Raw genomic sequence first — 18,943 nt, 5'->3', positions numbered from 1 at the left:
ATGCCTGACAACGTTGGCGGGGATTCAATCACAAACTGTGATCATACTGTATGCGACAAGTGCGCAATTTCTTAACGGCGGTTCGCGCCTGACAATACATTTCGCAAAACTTTGAAACAGATAGCATCCATGAACCCCTCGTCGTGCCTTTTCCGGCAAAACCCGCTATGTTCTGCGCTTCAGATTCTGGAGGTGGTATGCAAGGTGTCATCAAATTCGTTAAGGGCTGGTTGCTGTTTTCGCTGCTGTGGGGCATTTTCATGTGGTTCACTTCGTGGCAGGCGCAGGGTGAGGCCATCAGTATGGTGGTGGTGAAAAGCTTGTACGCTGGATTGATTTATCAGGCATTGATGACCATGGTGGCGCGCTTCAAAGCACGTCGTTCGCAAGCCTGATTGCTCACATCTCCCCACACAGCTTTGCGCAGCACTGACGCTAATTTGCACTCTGTCAGGCAATCTGGCCCGACTCAAAACAGTGTGGGTGGAAGAGAAGATGGCAAAGACGTCATTAGCGGCGTGGTTCTTTTTACTGGTGTCATTTGGCAGCTGTGCGCAATTACCTGACGTGCCAGTGAATATCACTGTGCACCAGGGGCGTCATCTGGATGTGAATAACAGCACGGCTGATGTGGCAGAGACGCCGGATGAATATATTCAGGAAAGGTTGGATGAGGCTGGTCATCATCAATAAGCGTTGGGGCCAGGAAGGCCCCCCTATCGCCGCTTATTTCCTGCCCAGCAGGAAACCGACAATAATGCCGATGCTGGCCGCTACCGCCAGGCCAGTTGCCGGATTATCACGTACCGATTTGACCACGCAATCTGCTGCATCCTGCACAGCATAACTGGCTTGCGCGGGATAACGACGCGCGGCACCTTTAGCCTGATGTTTGCGAGAGCCGGTCCATTCCCCGATTTTTTCTTCAACTGCGCCCGCTGCTTCATTCAATTTTGCTTCCGCTTTATCAGTCATGATGACTCCCTGCTGGTTGTGAATATTACGATTCAGCGTAGTCACAGATTTTCAGACCAGCAACCCGCAGGCCAACGAGGTTGTAACAGTGGTTTGCAGGATTGTTGAACTCTGTCCAGGCTTAAACGAAGTAGCAGGCCTTTTGATTTGCGGAAATCAGGCCGTGTCACACCAGGAGGAGAGATGAAACGTGATGTATTAAGTGAAGACGATTACGATGAAGTGTGTCGGGTTATTGGCGACGCGGTGATTGTCCTATCCGAATGTGGCCACGAAACTAAACGCGCTGAAATCACCGATTTATTGCAGCGAACCCGCCATCATCGCGCGCATGATGAACGCGACGAACAGCGGATGCTGGAGCATGCGATTCGTCTGGTCAAACCCTAATCCCTAAGGGTGTCACGAGACGCCCTCAGGGATTGCCGCGATAAGCCGGATACCAGGTCACCAAAAAATGGCGAAGATGATCGAAACACCACTCGGCATCGTCGGCTTGCTGACAATAATAGCGAATGGTGACTTTCTCATAGCGCATATGACGCTGATGCAAAGGTGACCAGCCCCAATCCAGCACGGCGCGGGCGTAATTGACCAGGGTGCCGCTCTGCATGTTGTGCTGCTTCTCTTGTCGGCTCAGATAGAGTTCAAATGCCTGATCCAGACTTTGCGTCTCCTCACTGCTGCCACTCGATAGCGCCGGGCGTAATGCCACATCGATAAATCCGCACACGCCGTCATCACGCTGCTGCCAGTCACAGGCTAAGGTCATAAATACCCCCTCCTGCAAATTCACCTCTTCCAGTAAACGCCGTAAATTTTCGGAATGTTTACCCGCTGAGATTTCGTCGATGCGATCGGTCTCCAGCGTGAGGTCAAATCCACAAGGATTCACCGAACCATCCGCGTTGGTGGAAGCGGGGAAGGGGAAATCGATGTAGCCGTTATTGTCCAGACTCTTTTCCATAGTACAGGTCCGCAGCGTGAGGAAGCCTGACAATAAACCATCTTTCCCGGCTAAGCACGTTTAAGGGCACGTCCAGGTAATCATCGTGTTCTGATAAGGGTTGATCAGACGGAATTGCTTATCTGACAGCCGCTGAGCGGTGAAGCCCTCAGGCGTCACGGCAGAAGGGACATACTGGAAACGATCGCTGGAGTGCAATGTGCCACTTTTCACCGCCACGCCATCACGCGTGACCGTAAAGGCATTCACCAAATCGAAAATGCGCGCCTGCGTCTGCCCCATTGATTGTCCATAAATGGTCGCGACTTCGCCCGGGCAGTCGACACCTTTGGGCGTGGAGCTGCAACCAGCCAATAATAAAAGGGTGAGTACTACCGTGATTCGCAACATGATCCTGTCCTGGTTCGATTCCTTGTTTGCAGTGGCCCGTCAATGCCCACTGATATGCTGATCATAGCAGGTCTGGCACCGCTTCCCATTTGTCATTTGCTTAATCGTTAAGCGGTAAGAATGTAAAGGGGTGACTTTGGTAGCAGATAAACGTTATTCTTGCCAGCGTTGCGCATCAGGTAAGCAAAACAAGGGCAAATCTATGAAAGAAGAAGAAGCCAGTTTAATGATTCTTCAGCACGCGATTGATAAATTAGAAGCCGACAAAAAAAAGCAGGTAATGAACTGTGTAGCGGCCATACAAGAAGTGATGCAAGGCTTCGATCCGGAAGATGCGGGTCTGGCGTTAATGTTAGTCGCCGCACAGGTTGCAGCAGAGTAATCCCTTTCGGTCATTCCTTCCCCATCCGTTTGCGATGGAAATCCATGCAATATAGCTGCTGCTCAGTCGATATCGGCTGATGCGCAGCAATTGTTCTGCACAGATTAATCTTTCTCCTGGTTCACATTACTGCGCGCTGTGCTAAACCTGACAATGAATCCAAAAGGAGGATGAGATGAAAAAGACATTGCTTTTAATTGGTACTTTTAGCCTCGGCCTACTGCTGGCGGGCTGCGCATCCGATCACGTCATGCACACCACCGATGGGCAAACCATTGTGGTGCAGGGTAAACCGAAAGTGGATGAAGATACCGGCATGATTACTTACAAAGATATTGATGGTAAAGAACAGCAGATAAACCGTAATCAAATCAAAGATATGAACTCGGTTAACTAACGTTTTCTTTACCCTTCTATCCTTGCAGGCCCGTACTCAACGGGCCATTATTCGTCTTCTCACTTTTTTCTGTGTTAGGCTTCTCTGCATAAAACCCAACGAAATCATCATCTAACCTCAGCGGAGATCCAATGAAGGCGATAGCTATTGCCGTTGGCTTAATGGCGTGCCATATCGCGCCGGCCTGGAGCGAAACCGAATTTCAAATTACCTGTCCGGGGCGCCCGACCATGACGGTATCGCGTGCGGAATACGGTTTAAGTACGCTGATGTGGCCAACACGTCATTTTCAAATTGCAGCAGGGCAACAGCGCACGCGTTTGCAAGGCGGGGATAAAGTGGCGATCACGCGTTTTCGTAATGGCGATCAGCTGATTGTGAACAAAAACAATGACGATACGTTCTTTGTCTATGCCGATAGCGATAAACTCATCCCCTGCAATCGCACCGAAAAACGCGATGCGGAAATTCTTTCGCTGGAACGTTACGACGATAGCCAGCGCCCCAATTCATAGTTGCCTGTCAAAGGAGAAGACGATGCAATTAAGCGTAACCGACACCGTTACCGCAGAGGATCTGGATGATGTTCGTCTCGGCCTCACCGAATATAACAGCCGCTTTATCGATCCCAGTGAGATGCAGGCGATTGGCGTCTTCATTAAGGATGCTTCTGGCCGCAAGCTGGCCGGGTTGACCGGTTCCACCTTTGGTAACTGGCTGCGCATCGACCTGCTATGGGTCGGCGATGCGTTACGTGGGCAGGGCGCTGGTACACAGTTGATTCAGGCCGCCGAAACAGAAGCCCGCGCCCGTGGTTGCCTTTATGCGCAGGTTGATACGGCCAGTTTCCAGGCGCGCCCGTTCTATGAAAAGATGGGCTACACCTTACGCTTTAGCCTCGATAATTATCCGCGTCTGCATCAGCGTCATTACCTCAGTAAATCGCTGTAGCTAGATCAGTGGCTGCTGGCGTAAATCCAGCGGCGATTGCTCTGCCTCATCAATCGCCGCCAGCCAACTCTGCAAATCAACTTTGGCCCATGATAAGTGACCACGCGTGGTACTCATCAGCACGACATCCGGGCGCAGCTCGCGGTACAGCTCCAGTGATTGCTGTAACTCCAGCGGATTACTCTCCGGTACCAACACGCTGATCCAGCGGTTGTAGTCACAGGTTAAGGTATCGCCAACAAACAGATAGGTCTGGCCCAGCGGGGAGTGATAAAGGTAACTGCAGCTGCCGGGTGTGTGGCCGGGTGTGGGCAGCAGATGGAAATCACCAAAGTGGCTTTCCTGTTGAATGAAGGTCTCATCAGGTTCGACAATCAGACTGACCGGCCCCAGTGAACGGCTGTGACAGTAGAGCGCACTGTTAAAACGCTGCTGGATCGCCACGGCGCCGGGCGCGGCTTCATGCCAGTGGGTGAGGTAGTGGCGAATCACCCCGCCCGCATCATTGAGAAACTCATGATCGAGCGGATGCTCGACACGGCCGATGACCAGATTGCCGCGCGGATGGCGCAGCATAAAGCCATGCATCATTAAATCTTGCGCCGTCTCTTCGGCGGGAAATTCCGGGGTGGAGATCCACAAATCTTCGTACAGTGGCTTCAATGTCGGTCTCCTGCGGCAAAACGTTAGCGCAATGTCGGGTGGCCGGTGAAGGCAAGCTGCGCTTCGCCCTGTTCAAGCTGTAAGGTGGCGCTGGCACCCAGCGGCAGCGTGACGGTGTCGGCATCGTGGCCAAACGCCAGTTCGCTGATCACCGGTAGCTGATATTCATCGCGGATGCGTTGCCATACGCTGGCAAAATCGAAACCATTGTCATAAGCCGACAGTGACGTGCTGGTGAAACTGCCGGTGATGATCGCCCGCTGGCGCGCCAGAATGCCGCTCTGTTGCAGTTGAATCAGCATACGCTCTATGCGGAAAGGATGCTCATTCACATCCTCGATCACCAAAATGCCGTTTTCAATTTGTGGCATCCAGGGTGTGCCGATCAGGGAGCAGATCATCGCCAGATTGCCACCCCACAAGGTCCCTTGCCAGCGTCCCGCATCCGGGCTGTGGGTCTGCCAGCCTATATTGACTGTAGGAGAAGAGAGCGCCTGCCAAAAGTGTGACAGGGTAAATTCGGATAATGCCTCTGCGCCGAAGTTGCCGGCCAGCATCGGGCCGCTGAAGGTCACCAGCCCGGTTTGCGCCAGTAACGCCAGTTGAATCGCGGTAAAATCACTGTGTCCACAAAGCGCGATAGGTTGATTGAGCAGCCGGCGCTGCAGACCGACATAATCAATCTGATCCAGCAAACGCGAGGCACCGTACCCACCGCGCACCGCCAGCACAATATCGGGCAGCGTGCTCAGTGTTGCCAGCTGGTTCACATCATTCAACCGTTCCCCGTCTTCGCCCGCAAAACGCTGGAAGCGGCGTGTAATCGCTGATAAGTTGTCCAACTGATGTCCCTGAGCCTGTAAACGACTCACTGCACGTTGGGCCGCATCCTGATTATGGCAATAGCCGGAGGGGGCGATCAGACGAATAGATCGGGGGGAAAGCATAGCGTTCATCCTGATTTAAAGTGGCCTGCCGATGATGGCGAAATCCGTTACCGATGTCACGGCAGCACAAGGTTTTTTACGTATTTAGGATAAACGGTAATTTTGCATTGCGCTGCGCCAGGTATGATAGCTTGCGCCAACTCTATTGCGGAACCAAAAATCAGTGAAAATTCGACTACTTATGCTATCTGCGCTGTTGCTCGCGGGCTGTGCCAGTGAGCCAGAAAAAACGGTCGTGCCAGAGAAAAATACGCCATTAACCCAGGCACCACCGTCGAAAGTGAATGATGCATGGTCAATGTTTACCGAAGATGCCGCCAGTCATTATGGCGTTGATGAGAAGTTAATCAGCGCCATTATTAGTGTCGAATCCGGGGGCAATCCCACCGTTACCAGCCGTTCAAACGCGGTAGGGTTGATGCAGATTAAAGCCTCAACGGCGGGGCGTGCGGTGTATCGCACTCAGGGACGTCACGGTCAGCCGACGTCTTCGGAATTGCGCGATCCAGCGAGAAATATCGATATCGGTGCGGCATATCTCAAGCTGCTGCAGGATTCTGAGTTGGCCGGTATTCGAAATCCACTCACGCTGCGTTATGCCACCATCGTTTCTTACGCCAACGGTGCTGGTGCGTTGCTGCGCACCTTCTCACGGAATCGCGATCGGGCGATTGCGATGATCAACTCGATGACGCCGGACGAATTCTATCAGCATGTGCAGGATAAACATCCGGCGGCACAGGCACCACGTTATTTGTGGAAGGTCACAACGGCCTACCGAACCATCGGATAAGTCGGCTTTGCGAAGCGCGGCTCGTCAGGGCCGCGCCTTAAAGCAACCTGTTAAATCGGTCATTCCATCAGCAATCGTGCGGTGGGATAATCCACAATCAGCACTTTCACATATCCACCGCGCAACGCTCCGCGAATCGCCTGGGCTTTCTCTTTGCCGCCCGCCAGTGCCACCACTTGCGCACACTGTTTAACCTGCGCCAGCTCCATGCCAATCACCGGATCTTCCTCGGCGTTCAACACCGGTTTTCCGTCAGTATCAAAATAATGCAAACAGATATCGCCCACCGCACCGCGCTCGGCCAGCGTGCGCAGCATCTCGCCGTCATAGTAGTTGCCGGAATTGCGTAGCAGCGCGGAGGGCTCAAGATCGCCAATGCCGACAATCGCCAGATCCACTTGATCAAACTTTTCCAGCACCACGGCCACGTCTGGGTTTACTGATAAGCGTTGACGATCCTGCACTGAATGCTCAATCGACTGCGACGGCAGCAACCAGGCCGGACAATCCAGTAGCGCCGCAAGATTCTGCGTCAGGATGGTGGCCTGCACGTTGCCGTTCGCACCCACCCCACCAAGCAGCTGGATCACGCCTTTGCAGGGCGCACTCAGCGGATGCAACGCGTCCACCATCGCGCGAATGGTGCCACTCCATGATGAAATGCCGATCAGTTCATCGGCGCGCAGGCGGGTTTCCAGATAGTGCGCCGCTGCTGAGCCAATCGCCTGTTTAATTTGCAGCGCGGAAGCCTGATCCGGCACATCGACCACAATCACCTGTGGTAGCTGATACTGCTGCTCAATCGCCTTCTCCAGTTCGGGATAGACATTGGCGGGTGGCACCACGCTGATTTTCACTACGCCTTCTTTCACGCTGCGATTGAGGATGCGTGACACAAAGGATTGCGACAGCTTCAGCAGTTGCGCAATATCGGACTGCTTCATGCCTTCCACATAATAAAGCGTGGCGATTTTTACCATCAGCCGCTGTTCGTCCTGTTTTGCCATGGTTTTTCTCTCTCTTAACCTGCCTGGTATTGTTAATCAGGCTGTCATAAATAACAACGCAGAACATTTTGTGATCGTTTTCGCTTTTTCAGGATCGCGCGATGGACGAGTTCAGCAAGCCAGCGCATAGTCATTATGCATATAAAATCGCAATTGAATATATATTCAAGCGGAGAAAAATCAATGAAAGCTTCTGTCCTCAAAATGACCCTACTGGCTTCACTGATGTTGGCCTCAGCGGCAACGCTGGCGGCAGAGAAAGGTTTGATAGCAATTATCACGCCTTCTCACGATAACCCGTTCTTTAAAGCCGAAGCGGATGGCGCGCAAGAGAAGGCCAAAGCGCTCGGTTACACCACGCTGGTGGCCTCGCACGATGATGACGTGAATAAGCAAAACCAGCTGATCGAAACCGCCATCGCGCGTAAAGCCAAAGCGATCATTCTGGATAACGCCGGTGCTGACGCCACCGTCGGCCCGGTGCAAAAAGCCAAAGATGCTGGAATCCCCACCTTCCTGATTGACCGTGAGATCAACAAAACCGGCGTCGCCGTGGCGCAGATTGTCTCTAACAACTATCAGGGCGCGCAGTTGGGCGCAGAGAAGTTCGCTAAGTTGCTGAACGGCAAAGGCGACTACGTTGAGCTGCTGGGCAAAGAGTCGGATACCAACGCGGGCGTGCGCTCACAGGGCTATCACGACGTGCTGGATGACTATCCCGATATGAAGATGGTGGCGCAGCAGAGTGCCAACTGGAGCCAGACCGAAGCCTTTAGCCGCATGGAAACCATTCTGCAGAAAAATCCCAACATTGTCGGGGTGATTTCCGGGAATGACACCATGGCGCTGGGGGCAGAAGCCGCGCTGAAAGCCGCCGGTAAAACCAACGTAATTGTGGTGGGCTTTGACGGCAGCGATTACACGCGCGATTCCATCATCAATAAAGGCAACATCAAAGCCACGGTGCTGCAGCCAGGCTGGGATCAGGCACAAATGGCGGTTGAGCAGGTGGATTACTACCTGAAAAACGGCAAAGCGCAAAAAGAAGAGAAGCAGCTTATGGATTGCGTGCTGATCGATAACAGTAACGCCGCGAAGCTGAAAAACTTCAACCTGGCGAAATAAGACGGAGGTCGGCATGAAGGGAAAAGCAGCAACCGGGCTGATGGTTGGGCTCTTATCGCTGATATTGACCGCCTGCACCGTGGTGGATCTCGATGCAAACGGCAATCCCATCATGCCGAAAGATCCGAATGCCAAACCCGGCTACAGCAATCAGACGCCACAGCAGATCGCCGAATCGAGCTGGGCCAGCCGGGTGCAGCAACCGGCTGAGAAGCAGGCGCTGAGCTGGGCGGATATGGAAACCAAAAGTCATACCGTCAAGGCCGGGGGCAGCGAAAGCGTGTTTGTGCGTGCCGGAGGAACCGTCACCGACTTTGATAACAGCAACGAACGCGAACGCAGCCTGACTGTCACCATCAATGGCAAACCGGTCAAGGTGTTGATTGGGCCGGTACTGCGCAGTAATGCAATTCGTGATGCGGCGGGCTATCGCTTTGAAGAGTTCACCAATCAGGTGCAATACGCACAGCTGACTAAAGCGTTGAATCGTCATGCCGTTCAGCAACTACCGCCGGTGGATGCCAGTTGGGTCGGCAAACCGGTGCAGGCGCTGTTAGCCGTCAGTATGGAGCCGAATCAGGTGAATGACGTGGTGGCGATTCAGTTGCAGCAAGGGAATCCATGATGAGCGATGAAATCATCCTGCAGGCCAAACAGATGTCGATGTTGTTTCCGGGCACCCTGGCGCTGGACCGTGTCGATTATCGCGTGTGGCGCGGCAAAGTGAACGTCATCATCGGTGAAAATGGGGCAGGTAAATCCACGCTGATGAAGATCCTCGCCGGGGTGCAGCAGCCCACCAGCGGCGAAATGTTCCTTAACGGCGAAAAAGTGGTGTTGAGCAGTACGCGAGACGCCGCCCGCCACGGTATCGGCATGGTGCATCAGGAACTCAACCTGTTCGAAAACCTCAGCGTGGCGGAGAACATCTTTCTGGGACGGGAAATCCAGCGCGGCATCAGCCCGATTAACGAAGCTGAACAGAAGCGACGCACGGCTGCGTTATTGCAACGTCTCGACCAGCCAATTTCACCGGACGAGATGGTCGGCAACCTGAAAGTGGGTCAGCAGCAGTTGGTGGAAATTGCCAAAGCGCTGGCAGAAAACGCCGACATCTTAATTCTGGATGAGCCGACCTCGGCGTTGAGCAAAACCGAAGTGGAGATCCTGTTCCGCGTGATCCGCGAACTGACGCGGCAGGGGGTTTCCATCATTTATATCTCGCATCGGCTGGAAGAGCTGATGGCGATTGGCGATGTGATTACCATCCTGCGCGACGGTCGCTTTCAGGCGGAAGCGAAGGTCAGCGACATCGATGTGCCGTGGATCGTGCGTGAAATGCTCGGCAGCGAACCGGTGAGTAACTTTCTGCCGCCTAATCGTCAGTTCGGGGCGGCGGTGCTGGAAGCCGAGCACATCACCTGTGTCAGTGCCCATGGCAATACGCTGGTGGACGATGTCAGTTTCAATGTGCGCGCCGGGGAGATCGTCGGCATTTATGGCCTGATGGGCGCGGGGCGCACCGAGTTGTTTGAGTGCCTGCTCGGCAGCCAGCGCAACTATCTCGGCAAACTGTGGCTGGACAGCAAACCGTTGCCCACACGCTTGCCAACGGCCGAACGTATTCGTATGGGCATGAGCCTGGTGCCGGAAGATCGCAAACGGGCCGGTATTTTCCCGGTCTCCTCTGTGGCCAGCAATCTCACCATTGCCAGCCTGTGGCGACGTTTATCGCATCGCACCGTGATCGCCGAACAAGCTGAACGCGAAGCGGTAAACAGTACAGTAGGCAATCTGGCCATCAAAATATCGTCACCCGACGTGGCGATCAGTGCGCTGAGTGGCGGCAACCAGCAGAAAGTGGTGATTGGCCGTTCATTGCTCACCAATCCACGTTTACTGCTGCTGGATGAGCCGAGCCGGGGCATTGATGTGGGTGCCAAAGCGGAAGTGTTTCGCATGATGGTGAAACTGTCAGAGCAGGGCATTGCCGTGGTGTTCTCCACCTCCGATTTAAAAGAAATTATGGCCGTCGCCGATCGCATTCTTGTGATGTCTGGCGGCAAGTTGACAGCTGACCTGCCGCGCGCGGAAGCGGAAGAGGCGGCGCTGGTTAAAGCAAGTGCACAGGGGTTCTGAGCATGAAAAACAATGGCGCAATGGCGCTCGCTTCGCCAGGTAAGGTTTTCAACTCGCGTGAAGGCATGATTCTGCTGCTGTTAAAACTGCGCACCTTTATCGCGTTGTTCCTCATCGTCGGCTTCTTTGCCATCACCGTGCCGGATTTCCTCGCCGTGGGTAGCATGGTGATCATGGTCAAACACATCGCCATCAATGCGTTTCTGGCGCTCGGCATCACCTTTGTGATTATCACTGCGGGTATTGATCTCTCCATCGGTGCCACGCTGGGCCTGTGCGGCATGATTGCCGGCTGGTTGATTACCAAAGGCATTGTGTTGCCGATGTTTGGCATCGCCATCTTTCCCAGCGTTTGGGTGATTGTGCCCGTGGTGTTAGTGGTGGGTGGACTGATTGGCGCGGTGAATGGCTGGATCATCACCAAATACAACGTGGCCCCGTTTATCTGCACGCTGGGCACCATGTACATCCTGCGCGGGGCGGCGATGCTGACCTCCGGCGGCGAAACCTTCCCCGGCTTGCAGGGCAATCCGCTGCTAGGTAACACCGGTTTCGACAAAATCGGTGCGGGGTATTTTCTCGGCTTACCGTGGGCGATCTGGATGATGGTGGTGCTGGCGCTGGTGATTGCCTATGTAGCACGTCGCCTGCCGTTTGGCCGTCAGGTGTATGCGATTGGTGATAACGAGCGTGCAGCGGAACTCTCGGGCGTCAAAGTGAAGTCGGTGAAAATCTGGGTTTACACCATTTCAGGTTTCTGTGCGGCGATTGCCGGCATTGTGGTCTCCTCGCAGCTGGTGGCCAGCCATCCGGCGAACGGCACCTCATTCGAGATGAATGCGATTGCGGCGGTCGTGCTGGGCGGTACTTCATTGGCTGGCGGGCGCGGCACCATTCTCGGCACGCTGGTAGGGGCATTTGTCATCGGTTTCCTCGCGGATGGTTTGATCATGATGGGCGTCAGCGAGTTCTGGCAAATGGTGATCAAAGGCATCGTGATTATCGTGGCAGTGATCATCGATCAAATGCAAAGCCGCATGCAGCAAAAGGCCGCCGTGGTGGCGCAGAAGGCATTGATTCAGGAAGGTGAGGCCAAAGGTTAATTGTTACCCGTCATAAGCCGAGCCGCAGGTGCGTCGGTTGCGCTTGCTCATCCCAGTCACTGACCTGAGTAAGCTCCTGGGGGATTGACGAGCTGGCCGCCTTCCCGCAACTCAGCTTATTCAGGGGAAAAATCCGGGTAAATTTTTTTACCTGCTGTGAATATATATTCAATAACGCTTTAAAATGCAGAGGTGTCTATGAATCCTTTCAAATATTCGGTGGCGGACCTGGCAGCGAAAGCGCGCGCTGTGCGTCGCCGCATCATCCAGCTCAATGCCGGTAGTCCGGCGGGTGGACATACCGGTGCCGATCTCTCTCAGGTCGAAATCCTGACGGCGCTCTATTTCCGCATCCTGAATTGCGCACCGGATCGCACTAACGATCCCCAGCGTGACATTTACATCCAGTCGAAAGGGCATGCGGTCGGCGGCTATTACTGTGTGCTGGCGGAGGCGGGTTACTTCCCAACCGAATGGCTGCCCACTTATCAGCATTCGGATTCACATTTGCCGGGCCATCCGGTGCGGCAGAAAACGCCGGGCGTGGAACTCAACACCGGTGCATTGGGCCACGGCTTACCGGTGGCGGTGGGTATTGCGCTGGCGGCGAAAAAAGACAACAGCGACCGCCGCATCTTTGTGGTCACAGGCGACGGTGAACTGGCCGAGGGCAGTAACTGGGAGGCCGCGCTGGTGGCGGCGCACTACAACCTCGATAACCTGGTGATCATCAACGACAAGAACAAACTGCAGCTGGCAGGGCACACGCGCGACATTATGAACACCGATCCGCTGCCGGATAAATGGCGAGCCTTCGGTCTGGAAGTCACTGAATGCAACGGTAATGACATGGCTTCCGTGGTGGAAACCATTGAAAACCTGCCACGTAACGGCAAACCGCAGGTGATTGTGGCGCATACCGAGAAAGGCTTTGGCATCTCCTTTATTCAGGGCAAACCAGAGTGGCATCACCGTGTGCCGAAAGGGGAAGAGATCGAACTGGCACTGGAGGAATTAAAAGATGAGTAATGCAAAACACCTGGCCACGGTGATGGTGGAAGCCTTTATTGACGCGGTAAATCGCGGTGTGGATTTGGTGCCGGTGGTGGCAGATTCCACCTCAACGGCAAAAATATCGCCTTTCATTAAGGCGTTTCCCGATCGGTTGGTGAACGTTGGCATTGCGGAACAAACCCTGGTGGGCACGGCGGCCGGTCTGGCAATCGGTGGAAAAGTGGCGGTGACCTGTAATGCAGCTCCGTTCCTGATTTCGCGCGCCAACGAGCAGGTAAAAGTGGACGTCTGTTACAACAATACCAACGTCAAACTGTTTGGCCTGAATGCCGGTGCCAGTTACGGCCCGCTGGCCAGCACCCACCACAGCATTGATGATATTGCGGTGATGCGTGGCTTCGGCAATATCGAGATTTACGCGCCATCCTGCCCGCTGGAGTGCCGCCAGATCATCGATTATGCCCTTGCGCATGTGGGGCCGGTTTACATCCGTCTGGATGGCAAGGACCTGCCTCAGCTGCACGATGAAAACTACCAGTTCCGTCCGGGCCAAATCGACGTGTTGCGTGAAGGCAACGACATCGTGCTGGTGGCGATGGGTTCCACCGTGCATGAGGCGGTGAGTGCGGCCGAGCAATTACAGGAACAGGGAATCAGCGCAGGTGTGATCGCCATTCCATCAATTCGTCCCTGCGATACCCAACGGCTGCAAGAGCTGTTAAAGCATTATCCGGCGGTGATCACCGTAGAGGAGCACAATGTTAACGGCGGCGTCGGCAGTCTGGTGGCCGAAGTGCTGGCTGAAGGCGGCTGCGGAATTCCGCTGTTACGTCTGGGCATCCCCGATGGTCAATACGCGATTGCTGGCGATCGTGCCTCCACGCGCGCGCATCATGGTATTGACGCCGCCAGCGTGGTGAAGAGTGCAGTGCGCATGTGTGCAGGAGCGTAAACATGGCGGGTCCATTAATACTGGCAATTGATGAGGGTACCACTAACGCGAAAGCCATAGCGGTGGACCGCGCAGGCAACGTGGTGGCGCGCGGCAGCCAGCCTCTGACGCTAGCCCATCCCCAGCCGGGATTGGCCGAGCAGCATCCGCTGGCGATCTGGCAGGCGGTGAAACAGGCGATTGAAAGCTGTCTGGCGCAGTGCGGCGGGGCAGAGGTGGCCGCCGTCGCGATCAGCAACCAGCGCGAGTCGGTGCTGATCTGGCAGCGCCGCGACGGGCAACCGCTGACGCCGCTGGTGAGCTGGCAGGATCGTCGCTCGGAAGCCTTTTGTCGCGATTTACGCATGGCGGGTAAAGCGCCACGCATCACCGGCTTAACGGGCCTGGCGGTCGATCCCATGTTTCCCGCAGGCAAACTCACCGGGATGCTGGCGACGATTCCAGATGGACTGGCGCGTGCACAAGCCGGTGAACTCTGCATTGGCACTGTTGATAGCTGGCTCAGCTGGCAACTTAGCGGCGGCGAAAGTTTTATTACCGATCACGCTAATGCGGCCCGCACCCAACTCTACAATTTGCACAGCGGCGACTGGGATGACGAACTGCTGGCGTTATTCCATATCCCGCGCGCGGCGCTGCCACATATTGTGCCCTCCGCCAGTGCGCAGGGTGTTGTCACGGTACAGGACATCGCCGGACTGAAAGCGGGTACGCCCATTTTGTCGCGCATTGGCGATTCCCATGCGGCACTGCTGGCACAACGTAGTGCGGGTGAAGAGGTGGTGAAAGCCACTTACGGCACCGGTTCATCGCTGATGATGTCAATGGCCACCCCCTTGCTGACCGAAAACGGCCTCAGCACCACGGTGGCGTGGCACGATGGCACGCTGCGATTTGCCTTTGAAGGTAACATCACCCATACCGGTTCAGGCGCGGCCTGGCTGGGACGCATGCTGGGCATCAGCGATCCGCGTGAACTGACGGCGATGGCGCAACGCAGCGAGCATAATCAGGGCATCTATTTCGTGCCTGCATTGTCAGGCCTGGGCGCGCCCTGGTGGGATTTGAAGGCGCGCGGCATGGTATGTGGCCTTACCGATGCCGCCACGCCAGAGGTGCTGGCGCGCGTGGCGCTGGAATCAATCACCTTCCAGATTGCCGATGTGTTCTTCGCTATGGAGCAGGCCAGTGGTGTGCAGTTACCCGCGCTCTGTGTGGATGGCTCGGCAACCGAAAACAGTTGGCTGATGCAGTTACAGGCAGACGTGTTGCAGCGGCCGCTGAAACGTGCCCCTACCGCTGAAGTCTCCGCCCTGGGTGCCGCGCTGCTGGCGGGGCGTTCATTAGGCTGGTGGCAGCAGGGCAGTGATATGCAGGCGTTGCAGGGGGGCAGCGTGATTGAGCCGCGCAGCGATCGCGCGACCATTATGCAGGAGAATTATCGCGGCTGGCTGGAAGCGGTGGCGCGTTGTCGTTATCAACCGCACCATTAATCTTTATCGTCTCAAAGACAACGTATCGCGCGAGGGCGAGTCACACCGCGCTTGCCCAGGCGTGATAAATCATGTCGTAGAGAATTCTGCGGGGTTCGCTCTGGTCCCCGCATGTTACCCAATTACTGGAAGCGATTCGCTTTGTCGCGCGCCAGACGCTCCAGGGCAAAGATCACCTGCTGTAGCTGGCGTTCCTGCACCGGCTCAATGGCGGTAAAGCGGAAGCTGAGACGAGGGGTTGTGCGGGTTTCATTCTTGCTGGTGACGGTGCTGCGCTCGCCAATATTTAGCAGCTGTGCCGTGACCTCAAAATGACCGTATTCGCCCAACTCCACGCGCAGATTTTTAAAGGTGTCACCGCGGTTCAGACCCTCTGGCAAGCTTTCGTCCAGCAAGACACCTGCACCGCCGAGAGAGAGATCCTGCAAACGAAAACGCGCCTTACTGCCATCCGGCCACTGCGTATGGCAGTAAAACACTGGCTCCATTGGGGCGGAAACACGGAAAAACTCACGACGCTGGATCTGCCACAGCAGTTCAGGCAGTGGGGCAGTGAAAGCCGGTAAGCCTTCGAACTCGGTGCGCTCCAGTTTGATCAAGCCAAACTCGACTTTTGCCCCCTGCGTTTCTGCCGCGATATTCACTTCGCCGCCCTGCAGCGCTAAATCGTTGTCCAGTGCATTGCTGCCGAGATCGAAGATCACGCGATCCTCATCGGCATCCAGCATGCGACTGATAAATTGACCGCGCGAAAAACTCACCATTAAAGGGGTCTGGAAACGCAACAAATCCTTCATTACGTTTAAAACAGCAAGGGTGCCTCGTTTGAGATATTGTTCGTTATCGGCTTCTTTCACATCCTGCTCCACTTATCCGATTGTTATTATCACGGGTGACACGGCTATCGCATTATTATCGACAGGGTGGCAAAAAGCTTTAGCCTGCTAACTCTCTATCTACTGTGATGTTCATCAAGCAGATTAAAAATATCCGACTATACTAATCGCAGTGAACACCTTGATTCATAACGTAAGGAGCAGTAAATGGGTATCATTTCATGGATTATTTTTGGTTTGATTGCCGGGATCATCGCTAAATGGATCATGCCAGGTAAAGATGGCGGTGGATTCATCATCACTGTGGTTTTAGGGATCGTCGGCGCGGTGGTTGGCGGCTGGATCAGTACCCTGTTTGGCTTCGGTAAAGTTGACGGTTTCAACTTTGGCAGCTTCGTGGTGGCGGTGATTGGTGCCATCGTGGTGCTGTGGATCTACCGTAAAGTGCGCACCTAGCAGTACCCCCTGATTTAATGAAATCCGCATCCCACCGGGATGCGGATTTTTTTTGGCAGTTAGAAGTCGTAGCCCACGGTGGCGGTAATGGTTCGCTCTGCGCCGCGATAGCAATACCCGGTGCCATAACAGGCGGCGAGATACTTTTTGTCGGTCAGGTTATTGGCATTGATCTGCAGCCATGCCCCTTTCAACTGTGAATTCCACGCACTCAGGTCGGCACGGACTGATGCATCCAACAACGTCACTGACGGCAAACGTGTGGTGTTTTCATTATCAGCCCACTGTTTACCGATATAACGCACACCCGCACCGGCGCTCAAGCCGTAATCAAACTGATAGTGACCCCAGAATGACGCCATGCTGTTCGGCGTGACGTAAGGCGTATGGCCATCATTCCCGTCAACGGAATCTTTGAAACGCAGATGGTTCAGCGTGTAACCGGCGATGGTGCTGAGTCGCGGCGTTAGCTGGTTGCGGGCTTCCAGCTCAATGCCCTGCGAATGCACTTTACCGGAAGGACTGTAGGTGCTGTCCACCACGTTACGGTTCGCCACATCGTTTTGCGTCAAATCGTACAGCGCGATGGAGTACATATCACGTGTGCCCACCGGCTGGTATTTCACACCGGCTTCATACTGCTCGGAAGTGGTTGGCTTCAGCTGATTGCCGTCTGGGTCGGTCAAAGAAGCCGGGGTAATCGCCTGGCTCCAGCTGACGTAAGGTGAAATTCCGCTGTCGAACGCATACAGCAGCGCAGCACGGCCGCTGACGTGGTCATCCTGGCGACGGCTGGTGCCATTATTGGAGACGATGCGATCGTAACGACCAGAGAGATCCAGATGCCAGCGGTCGAGCTGCATTTCATCCTGCAAGTAGAGTCCGGTCTGATAATAGCGACGCGTTTGTTCGGTCCAGCTGTAATCCGGCATGCTGCCGACCGCTTCGCCCGTCCAGGGGTTTAATGAACTCGCATAGCCACTGGCTTTACTCAAATCATTCTTATAACGGTGGTATTCGGCACCGAGGATCACCCGATGCTGCAGCGCGCCGGTGGCAAAATCGGCCTGCAGACGGTTATCGTTGGCCCATGCGCTGAGCGAGGAACGTTCACCGGAGTAGTAGCGGGTCAGCAGGTCCGGGTTAGCGGCATCCCAGCCAATCTGATACACCTGATCGAGATCGACATTGGCGTGGCTATAGCTGGCGGTGGAGTATACAGACCACACTTCATTGAAGCGGTGCGAGAAGTCGTAGCTGTAGATCTGCTCGTGGCGCTTGAACTGATCCAGCGCGCTGTCGCCCTCATAGAATCCATCACTCAGCTTGCGGCCATTATGGCTATAAAGCGTGCCTTCAGCGGGCACGGAACCGTGATAACCGCCGGATGGATCTTTTTGCAGATAGGCACGCAGCACCAGACTGGTGTCTTCGCTGGGTTGCCACAGCAGCTGTGGCGAAATCGCATATTTTTCTTCACGGGTGTGATCGTACTGCGTATCGCTGTTACGCGTGATGCCGGTGAGACGGAAGGCCCACTGATCGTTAATCGCATTGGTGTAGTCAAAGGCGGCGCTGTTGGTGGCGTTGGTGCCGGTCGACAGGCGGAAATGGCCCTCTTCAGCAAACTGCGGCCGCTTGCTCACCTGATTGACTAATCCGCCTGGTACGGTCTGGCCGTAAAGTGCGGAGGAGGGGCCTTTGATCACATCAACGCGATCGAGGAACCAGTTATCTACCTGCAAGATGTTGAAGCTGCCGCCATCACTCATGATGCGCAAGCCATCCAGGAAGGTGTTGTCGACATCGCCGCCATGGAAACCACGCAGCGCAATGGTGTCATAGCGAGTGGCGGCCCCGCCGAAGTTGGTGAATACGCCCGGCGTGTAGTTCAGTACCTGATTGAGATCCTGCGCACCCTGATCTTCCATCTGCTGACGTGTCACCACTGAGATGGACTGCGGCGTGGTGATCAGCGGCTGATCGGTTTTACTGCCGCCGCTGCTGCGGGTGGCGAGATAGCCTTGCGTCGGTGAGTTGGCGCTCTCTTGCGGTTGCGCGGTGACCACGATGGATTCTTCCGCGAAGGTTGCGGCGGGAAGGGCCAGAGCCAGTGCGCAGAGCACGCGGGTACGATTAAGGGTAAAAAGCGTCATCGGAAATCCTTTAACGGGAAGCAGAACAAAAGCAGCACTCAATCGGCAATGCCGAAAATTGAGAATACGATTAAAATTAAGAGTGAGAATTATTATCTTTTAGTGGGGTGTGTTTCAAGTTGTTAATGTGAGTGAAAGAGATTGTGAGGAAATAAACAGGAGGGGTAGCGTAGCGAGCGCGGCTTTATGTGAGAAAA

24 protein-coding genes are annotated in these 18,943 nt (G+C 54.8%); 16 read left to right on the top strand and 8 right to left on the bottom strand.

The genetic code is table 11. The features are described from left to right. The first annotated feature begins 197 nt into the window (after nt 1–197). Entirely contained in the window at nt 198–395 is a 198-nt protein-coding gene (locus tag F3J37_RS03215) for a DUF6404 family protein (RefSeq protein ID WP_034822012.1), read from the top strand. A 100-nt stretch (nt 396–495) separates the two neighbouring features. Beyond that, entirely contained in the window at nt 496–693 is a 198-nt protein-coding gene (locus F3J37_RS03210) for a hypothetical protein (RefSeq protein WP_166931777.1), read from the top strand. A gap of 33 nt (nt 694–726) precedes the next feature. On the opposite strand, the gene F3J37_RS03205 is transcribed toward F3J37_RS03210, so the two are convergent. Next, entirely contained in the window at nt 727–975 is a 249-nt protein-coding gene (locus F3J37_RS03205) for a DUF883 family protein (protein ID WP_034822005.1), read from the bottom strand. Nucleotides 976–1,158: 183 nt separating this feature from the next. On the opposite strand from F3J37_RS03205, the gene F3J37_RS03200 reads away from it, so the two are divergent. Then, complete coding sequence (locus F3J37_RS03200) at nt 1,159–1,365, top strand: DUF2767 family protein (protein ID WP_034822002.1); 207 nt, start codon at nt 1,159–1,161, stop codon at nt 1,363–1,365. A 25-nt stretch (nt 1,366–1,390) separates the two neighbouring features. Here the strand turns inward: F3J37_RS03200 and F3J37_RS03195 are convergent, their stop codons facing one another. Beyond that, nucleotides 1,391–1,942, bottom strand: coding sequence for a hypothetical protein (locus F3J37_RS03195; RefSeq protein ID WP_034821998.1), 552 nt, complete (start codon nt 1,940–1,942; stop codon nt 1,391–1,393). Nucleotides 1,943–2,002: 60 nt separating this feature from the next. Next, nucleotides 2,003–2,332, bottom strand: coding sequence for a hypothetical protein (locus F3J37_RS03190; protein ID WP_034821995.1), 330 nt, complete (start codon nt 2,330–2,332; stop codon nt 2,003–2,005). A 202-nt stretch (nt 2,333–2,534) separates the two neighbouring features. Here F3J37_RS03190 and F3J37_RS03185 point away from each other — a divergent pair, with 202 nt between their 5' ends. The 4 genes from F3J37_RS03185 to F3J37_RS03170 all read left to right on the top strand — a co-directional run bounded on the left by F3J37_RS03185 (nt 2,535) and on the right by F3J37_RS03170 (nt 4,062). Then, nucleotides 2,535–2,714: a hypothetical protein gene (locus F3J37_RS03185; protein WP_034821992.1), complete on the top strand. Its 180-nt coding sequence runs from the start codon at nt 2,535–2,537 to the stop codon at nt 2,712–2,714. Between the two features lie 175 nt (nt 2,715–2,889). After that, complete coding sequence (locus tag F3J37_RS03180) at nt 2,890–3,111, top strand: YgdI/YgdR family lipoprotein (protein WP_058962298.1); 222 nt, start codon at nt 2,890–2,892, stop codon at nt 3,109–3,111. A 131-nt stretch (nt 3,112–3,242) separates the two neighbouring features. Then, a complete protein-coding gene (locus F3J37_RS03175; protein WP_034821987.1) occupies nt 3,243–3,626 on the top strand; it encodes a hypothetical protein in 384 nt (127 codons plus the stop codon). Between the two features lie 22 nt (nt 3,627–3,648). Continuing rightward, nucleotides 3,649–4,062, top strand: a complete 414-nt coding sequence (locus tag F3J37_RS03170) for a GNAT family N-acetyltransferase (protein ID WP_038647520.1) — start codon at nt 3,649–3,651, stop codon at nt 4,060–4,062. Here the strand turns inward: F3J37_RS03170 and F3J37_RS03165 are convergent, their stop codons facing one another. Together F3J37_RS03165 and ldcA are read right to left on the bottom strand one after the other, a co-directional pair. Next, a complete protein-coding gene (locus tag F3J37_RS03165) occupies nt 4,063–4,725 on the bottom strand; it encodes an MBL fold metallo-hydrolase (RefSeq protein ID WP_160868213.1) in 663 nt (220 codons plus the stop codon). Between the two features lie 23 nt (nt 4,726–4,748). Next, on the bottom strand, nt 4,749–5,672 hold the full coding sequence (ldcA, locus tag F3J37_RS03160; protein ID WP_045833039.1) for a muramoyltetrapeptide carboxypeptidase: 924 nt from the start codon (nt 5,670–5,672) through the stop codon (nt 4,749–4,751). Between the two features lie 163 nt (nt 5,673–5,835). On the opposite strand from ldcA, the gene emtA reads away from it, so the two are divergent. Continuing rightward, on the top strand, nt 5,836–6,465 hold the full coding sequence (gene emtA, locus F3J37_RS03155) for a membrane-bound lytic murein transglycosylase EmtA (protein ID WP_075564066.1): 630 nt from the start codon (nt 5,836–5,838) through the stop codon (nt 6,463–6,465). Between the two features lie 59 nt (nt 6,466–6,524). On the opposite strand, the gene F3J37_RS03150 is transcribed toward emtA, so the two are convergent. After that, nucleotides 6,525–7,472: a sugar-binding transcriptional regulator gene (locus F3J37_RS03150; protein ID WP_097119202.1), complete on the bottom strand. Its 948-nt coding sequence runs from the start codon at nt 7,470–7,472 to the stop codon at nt 6,525–6,527. 183 nt (nt 7,473–7,655) lie between these two features. Between F3J37_RS03150 and F3J37_RS03145 the strand changes: the two genes are divergently transcribed. From F3J37_RS03145 to F3J37_RS03115, 7 genes are all read left to right on the top strand, one after another. After that, complete coding sequence (locus F3J37_RS03145; RefSeq protein WP_166931775.1) at nt 7,656–8,597, top strand: D-ribose ABC transporter substrate-binding protein; 942 nt, start codon at nt 7,656–7,658, stop codon at nt 8,595–8,597. A gap of 13 nt (nt 8,598–8,610) precedes the next feature. Continuing rightward, nucleotides 8,611–9,222: a DUF2291 family protein gene (locus tag F3J37_RS03140; protein ID WP_166931772.1), complete on the top strand. Its 612-nt coding sequence runs from the start codon at nt 8,611–8,613 to the stop codon at nt 9,220–9,222. Next, nucleotides 9,222–10,736, top strand: coding sequence for a sugar ABC transporter ATP-binding protein (locus tag F3J37_RS03135; RefSeq protein WP_097119204.1), 1,515 nt, complete (start codon nt 9,222–9,224; stop codon nt 10,734–10,736). Before F3J37_RS03140 ends, F3J37_RS03135 begins: the two co-directional genes overlap by 1 nt. Nucleotides 10,737–10,738: 2 nt before the next feature. Continuing rightward, complete coding sequence (locus F3J37_RS03130) at nt 10,739–11,839, top strand: ABC transporter permease (protein WP_034821966.1); 1,101 nt, start codon at nt 10,739–10,741, stop codon at nt 11,837–11,839. A 198-nt stretch (nt 11,840–12,037) separates the two neighbouring features. Next, nucleotides 12,038–12,868 (top strand): transketolase, encoded by an 831-nt coding sequence (locus tag F3J37_RS03125; protein WP_034821964.1) that lies wholly within the window; start codon nt 12,038–12,040, stop codon nt 12,866–12,868. Then, nucleotides 12,861–13,805 (top strand): transketolase family protein, encoded by a 945-nt coding sequence (locus F3J37_RS03120; protein ID WP_097119205.1) that lies wholly within the window; start codon nt 12,861–12,863, stop codon nt 13,803–13,805. The genes F3J37_RS03125 and F3J37_RS03120 overlap by 8 nt, the downstream gene beginning before the upstream one ends. Nucleotides 13,806–13,807: 2 nt before the next feature. Continuing rightward, nucleotides 13,808–15,298 (top strand): FGGY family carbohydrate kinase, encoded by a 1,491-nt coding sequence (locus tag F3J37_RS03115; protein ID WP_166931770.1) that lies wholly within the window; start codon nt 13,808–13,810, stop codon nt 15,296–15,298. Between the two features lie 122 nt (nt 15,299–15,420). On the opposite strand, the gene F3J37_RS03110 is transcribed toward F3J37_RS03115, so the two are convergent. Further along, a complete protein-coding gene (locus F3J37_RS03110; RefSeq protein ID WP_058959680.1) occupies nt 15,421–16,155 on the bottom strand; it encodes a flagellar brake protein in 735 nt (244 codons plus the stop codon). Nucleotides 16,156–16,341: 186 nt separating this feature from the next. On the opposite strand from F3J37_RS03110, the gene F3J37_RS03105 reads away from it, so the two are divergent. After that, entirely contained in the window at nt 16,342–16,590 is a 249-nt protein-coding gene (locus F3J37_RS03105) for a GlsB/YeaQ/YmgE family stress response membrane protein (RefSeq protein WP_160868209.1), read from the top strand. Nucleotides 16,591–16,649: 59 nt separating this feature from the next. Here the strand turns inward: F3J37_RS03105 and F3J37_RS03100 are convergent, their stop codons facing one another. Next, the gene (locus F3J37_RS03100) at nt 16,650–18,746 is read right to left on the bottom strand and encodes a TonB-dependent siderophore receptor (RefSeq protein ID WP_160868208.1); all 2,097 of its coding nucleotides are present in this window, start codon (nt 18,744–18,746) and stop codon (nt 16,650–16,652) included. Nucleotides 18,747–18,943: the final 197 nt, after the last annotated feature.

It is taken from the genome of Candidatus Pantoea communis (assembly GCF_011752685.1).
In the GTDB taxonomy this organism is placed as follows: Bacteria; Pseudomonadota; Gammaproteobacteria; order Enterobacterales; family Enterobacteriaceae; genus Pantoea; species Pantoea communis.
Note: the sequence above shows the minus strand (reverse complement) of the source record. Positions and strands in the feature narration are given on the sequence as shown.

Coding starts and splice junctions, on each gene's coding strand:
- F3J37_RS03215 (WP_034822012.1), top strand. CDS start 198: ATGCAAGGTGTCATCAAATTCGTTAAGGGCTGGTTGCTGTTTTCGCTG.
- F3J37_RS03210 (WP_166931777.1), top strand. CDS start 496: ATGGCAAAGACGTCATTAGCGGCGTGGTTCTTTTTACTGGTGTCATTT.
- F3J37_RS03205 (WP_034822005.1), bottom strand. CDS start 975: ATGACTGATAAAGCGGAAGCAAAATTGAATGAAGCAGCGGGCGCAGTT.
- F3J37_RS03200 (WP_034822002.1), top strand. CDS start 1,159: ATGAAACGTGATGTATTAAGTGAAGACGATTACGATGAAGTGTGTCGG.
- F3J37_RS03195 (WP_034821998.1), bottom strand. CDS start 1,942: ATGGAAAAGAGTCTGGACAATAACGGCTACATCGATTTCCCCTTCCCC.
- F3J37_RS03190 (WP_034821995.1), bottom strand. CDS start 2,332: ATGTTGCGAATCACGGTAGTACTCACCCTTTTATTATTGGCTGGTTGC.
- F3J37_RS03185 (WP_034821992.1), top strand. CDS start 2,535: ATGAAAGAAGAAGAAGCCAGTTTAATGATTCTTCAGCACGCGATTGAT.
- F3J37_RS03180 (WP_058962298.1), top strand. CDS start 2,890: ATGAAAAAGACATTGCTTTTAATTGGTACTTTTAGCCTCGGCCTACTG.
- F3J37_RS03175 (WP_034821987.1), top strand. CDS start 3,243: ATGAAGGCGATAGCTATTGCCGTTGGCTTAATGGCGTGCCATATCGCG.
- F3J37_RS03170 (WP_038647520.1), top strand. CDS start 3,649: ATGCAATTAAGCGTAACCGACACCGTTACCGCAGAGGATCTGGATGAT.
- ldcA (WP_045833039.1), bottom strand. CDS start 5,672: ATGCTTTCCCCCCGATCTATTCGTCTGATCGCCCCCTCCGGCTATTGC.
- F3J37_RS03150 (WP_097119202.1), bottom strand. CDS start 7,472: ATGGCAAAACAGGACGAACAGCGGCTGATGGTAAAAATCGCCACGCTT.
- F3J37_RS03145 (WP_166931775.1), top strand. CDS start 7,656: ATGAAAGCTTCTGTCCTCAAAATGACCCTACTGGCTTCACTGATGTTG.
- F3J37_RS03140 (WP_166931772.1), top strand. CDS start 8,611: ATGAAGGGAAAAGCAGCAACCGGGCTGATGGTTGGGCTCTTATCGCTG.
- F3J37_RS03135 (WP_097119204.1), top strand. CDS start 9,222: ATGAGCGATGAAATCATCCTGCAGGCCAAACAGATGTCGATGTTGTTT.
- F3J37_RS03130 (WP_034821966.1), top strand. CDS start 10,739: ATGAAAAACAATGGCGCAATGGCGCTCGCTTCGCCAGGTAAGGTTTTC.
- F3J37_RS03125 (WP_034821964.1), top strand. CDS start 12,038: ATGAATCCTTTCAAATATTCGGTGGCGGACCTGGCAGCGAAAGCGCGC.
- F3J37_RS03120 (WP_097119205.1), top strand. CDS start 12,861: ATGAGTAATGCAAAACACCTGGCCACGGTGATGGTGGAAGCCTTTATT.
- F3J37_RS03115 (WP_166931770.1), top strand. CDS start 13,808: ATGGCGGGTCCATTAATACTGGCAATTGATGAGGGTACCACTAACGCG.
- F3J37_RS03105 (WP_160868209.1), top strand. CDS start 16,342: ATGGGTATCATTTCATGGATTATTTTTGGTTTGATTGCCGGGATCATC.
- F3J37_RS03100 (WP_160868208.1), bottom strand. CDS start 18,746: ATGACGCTTTTTACCCTTAATCGTACCCGCGTGCTCTGCGCACTGGCT.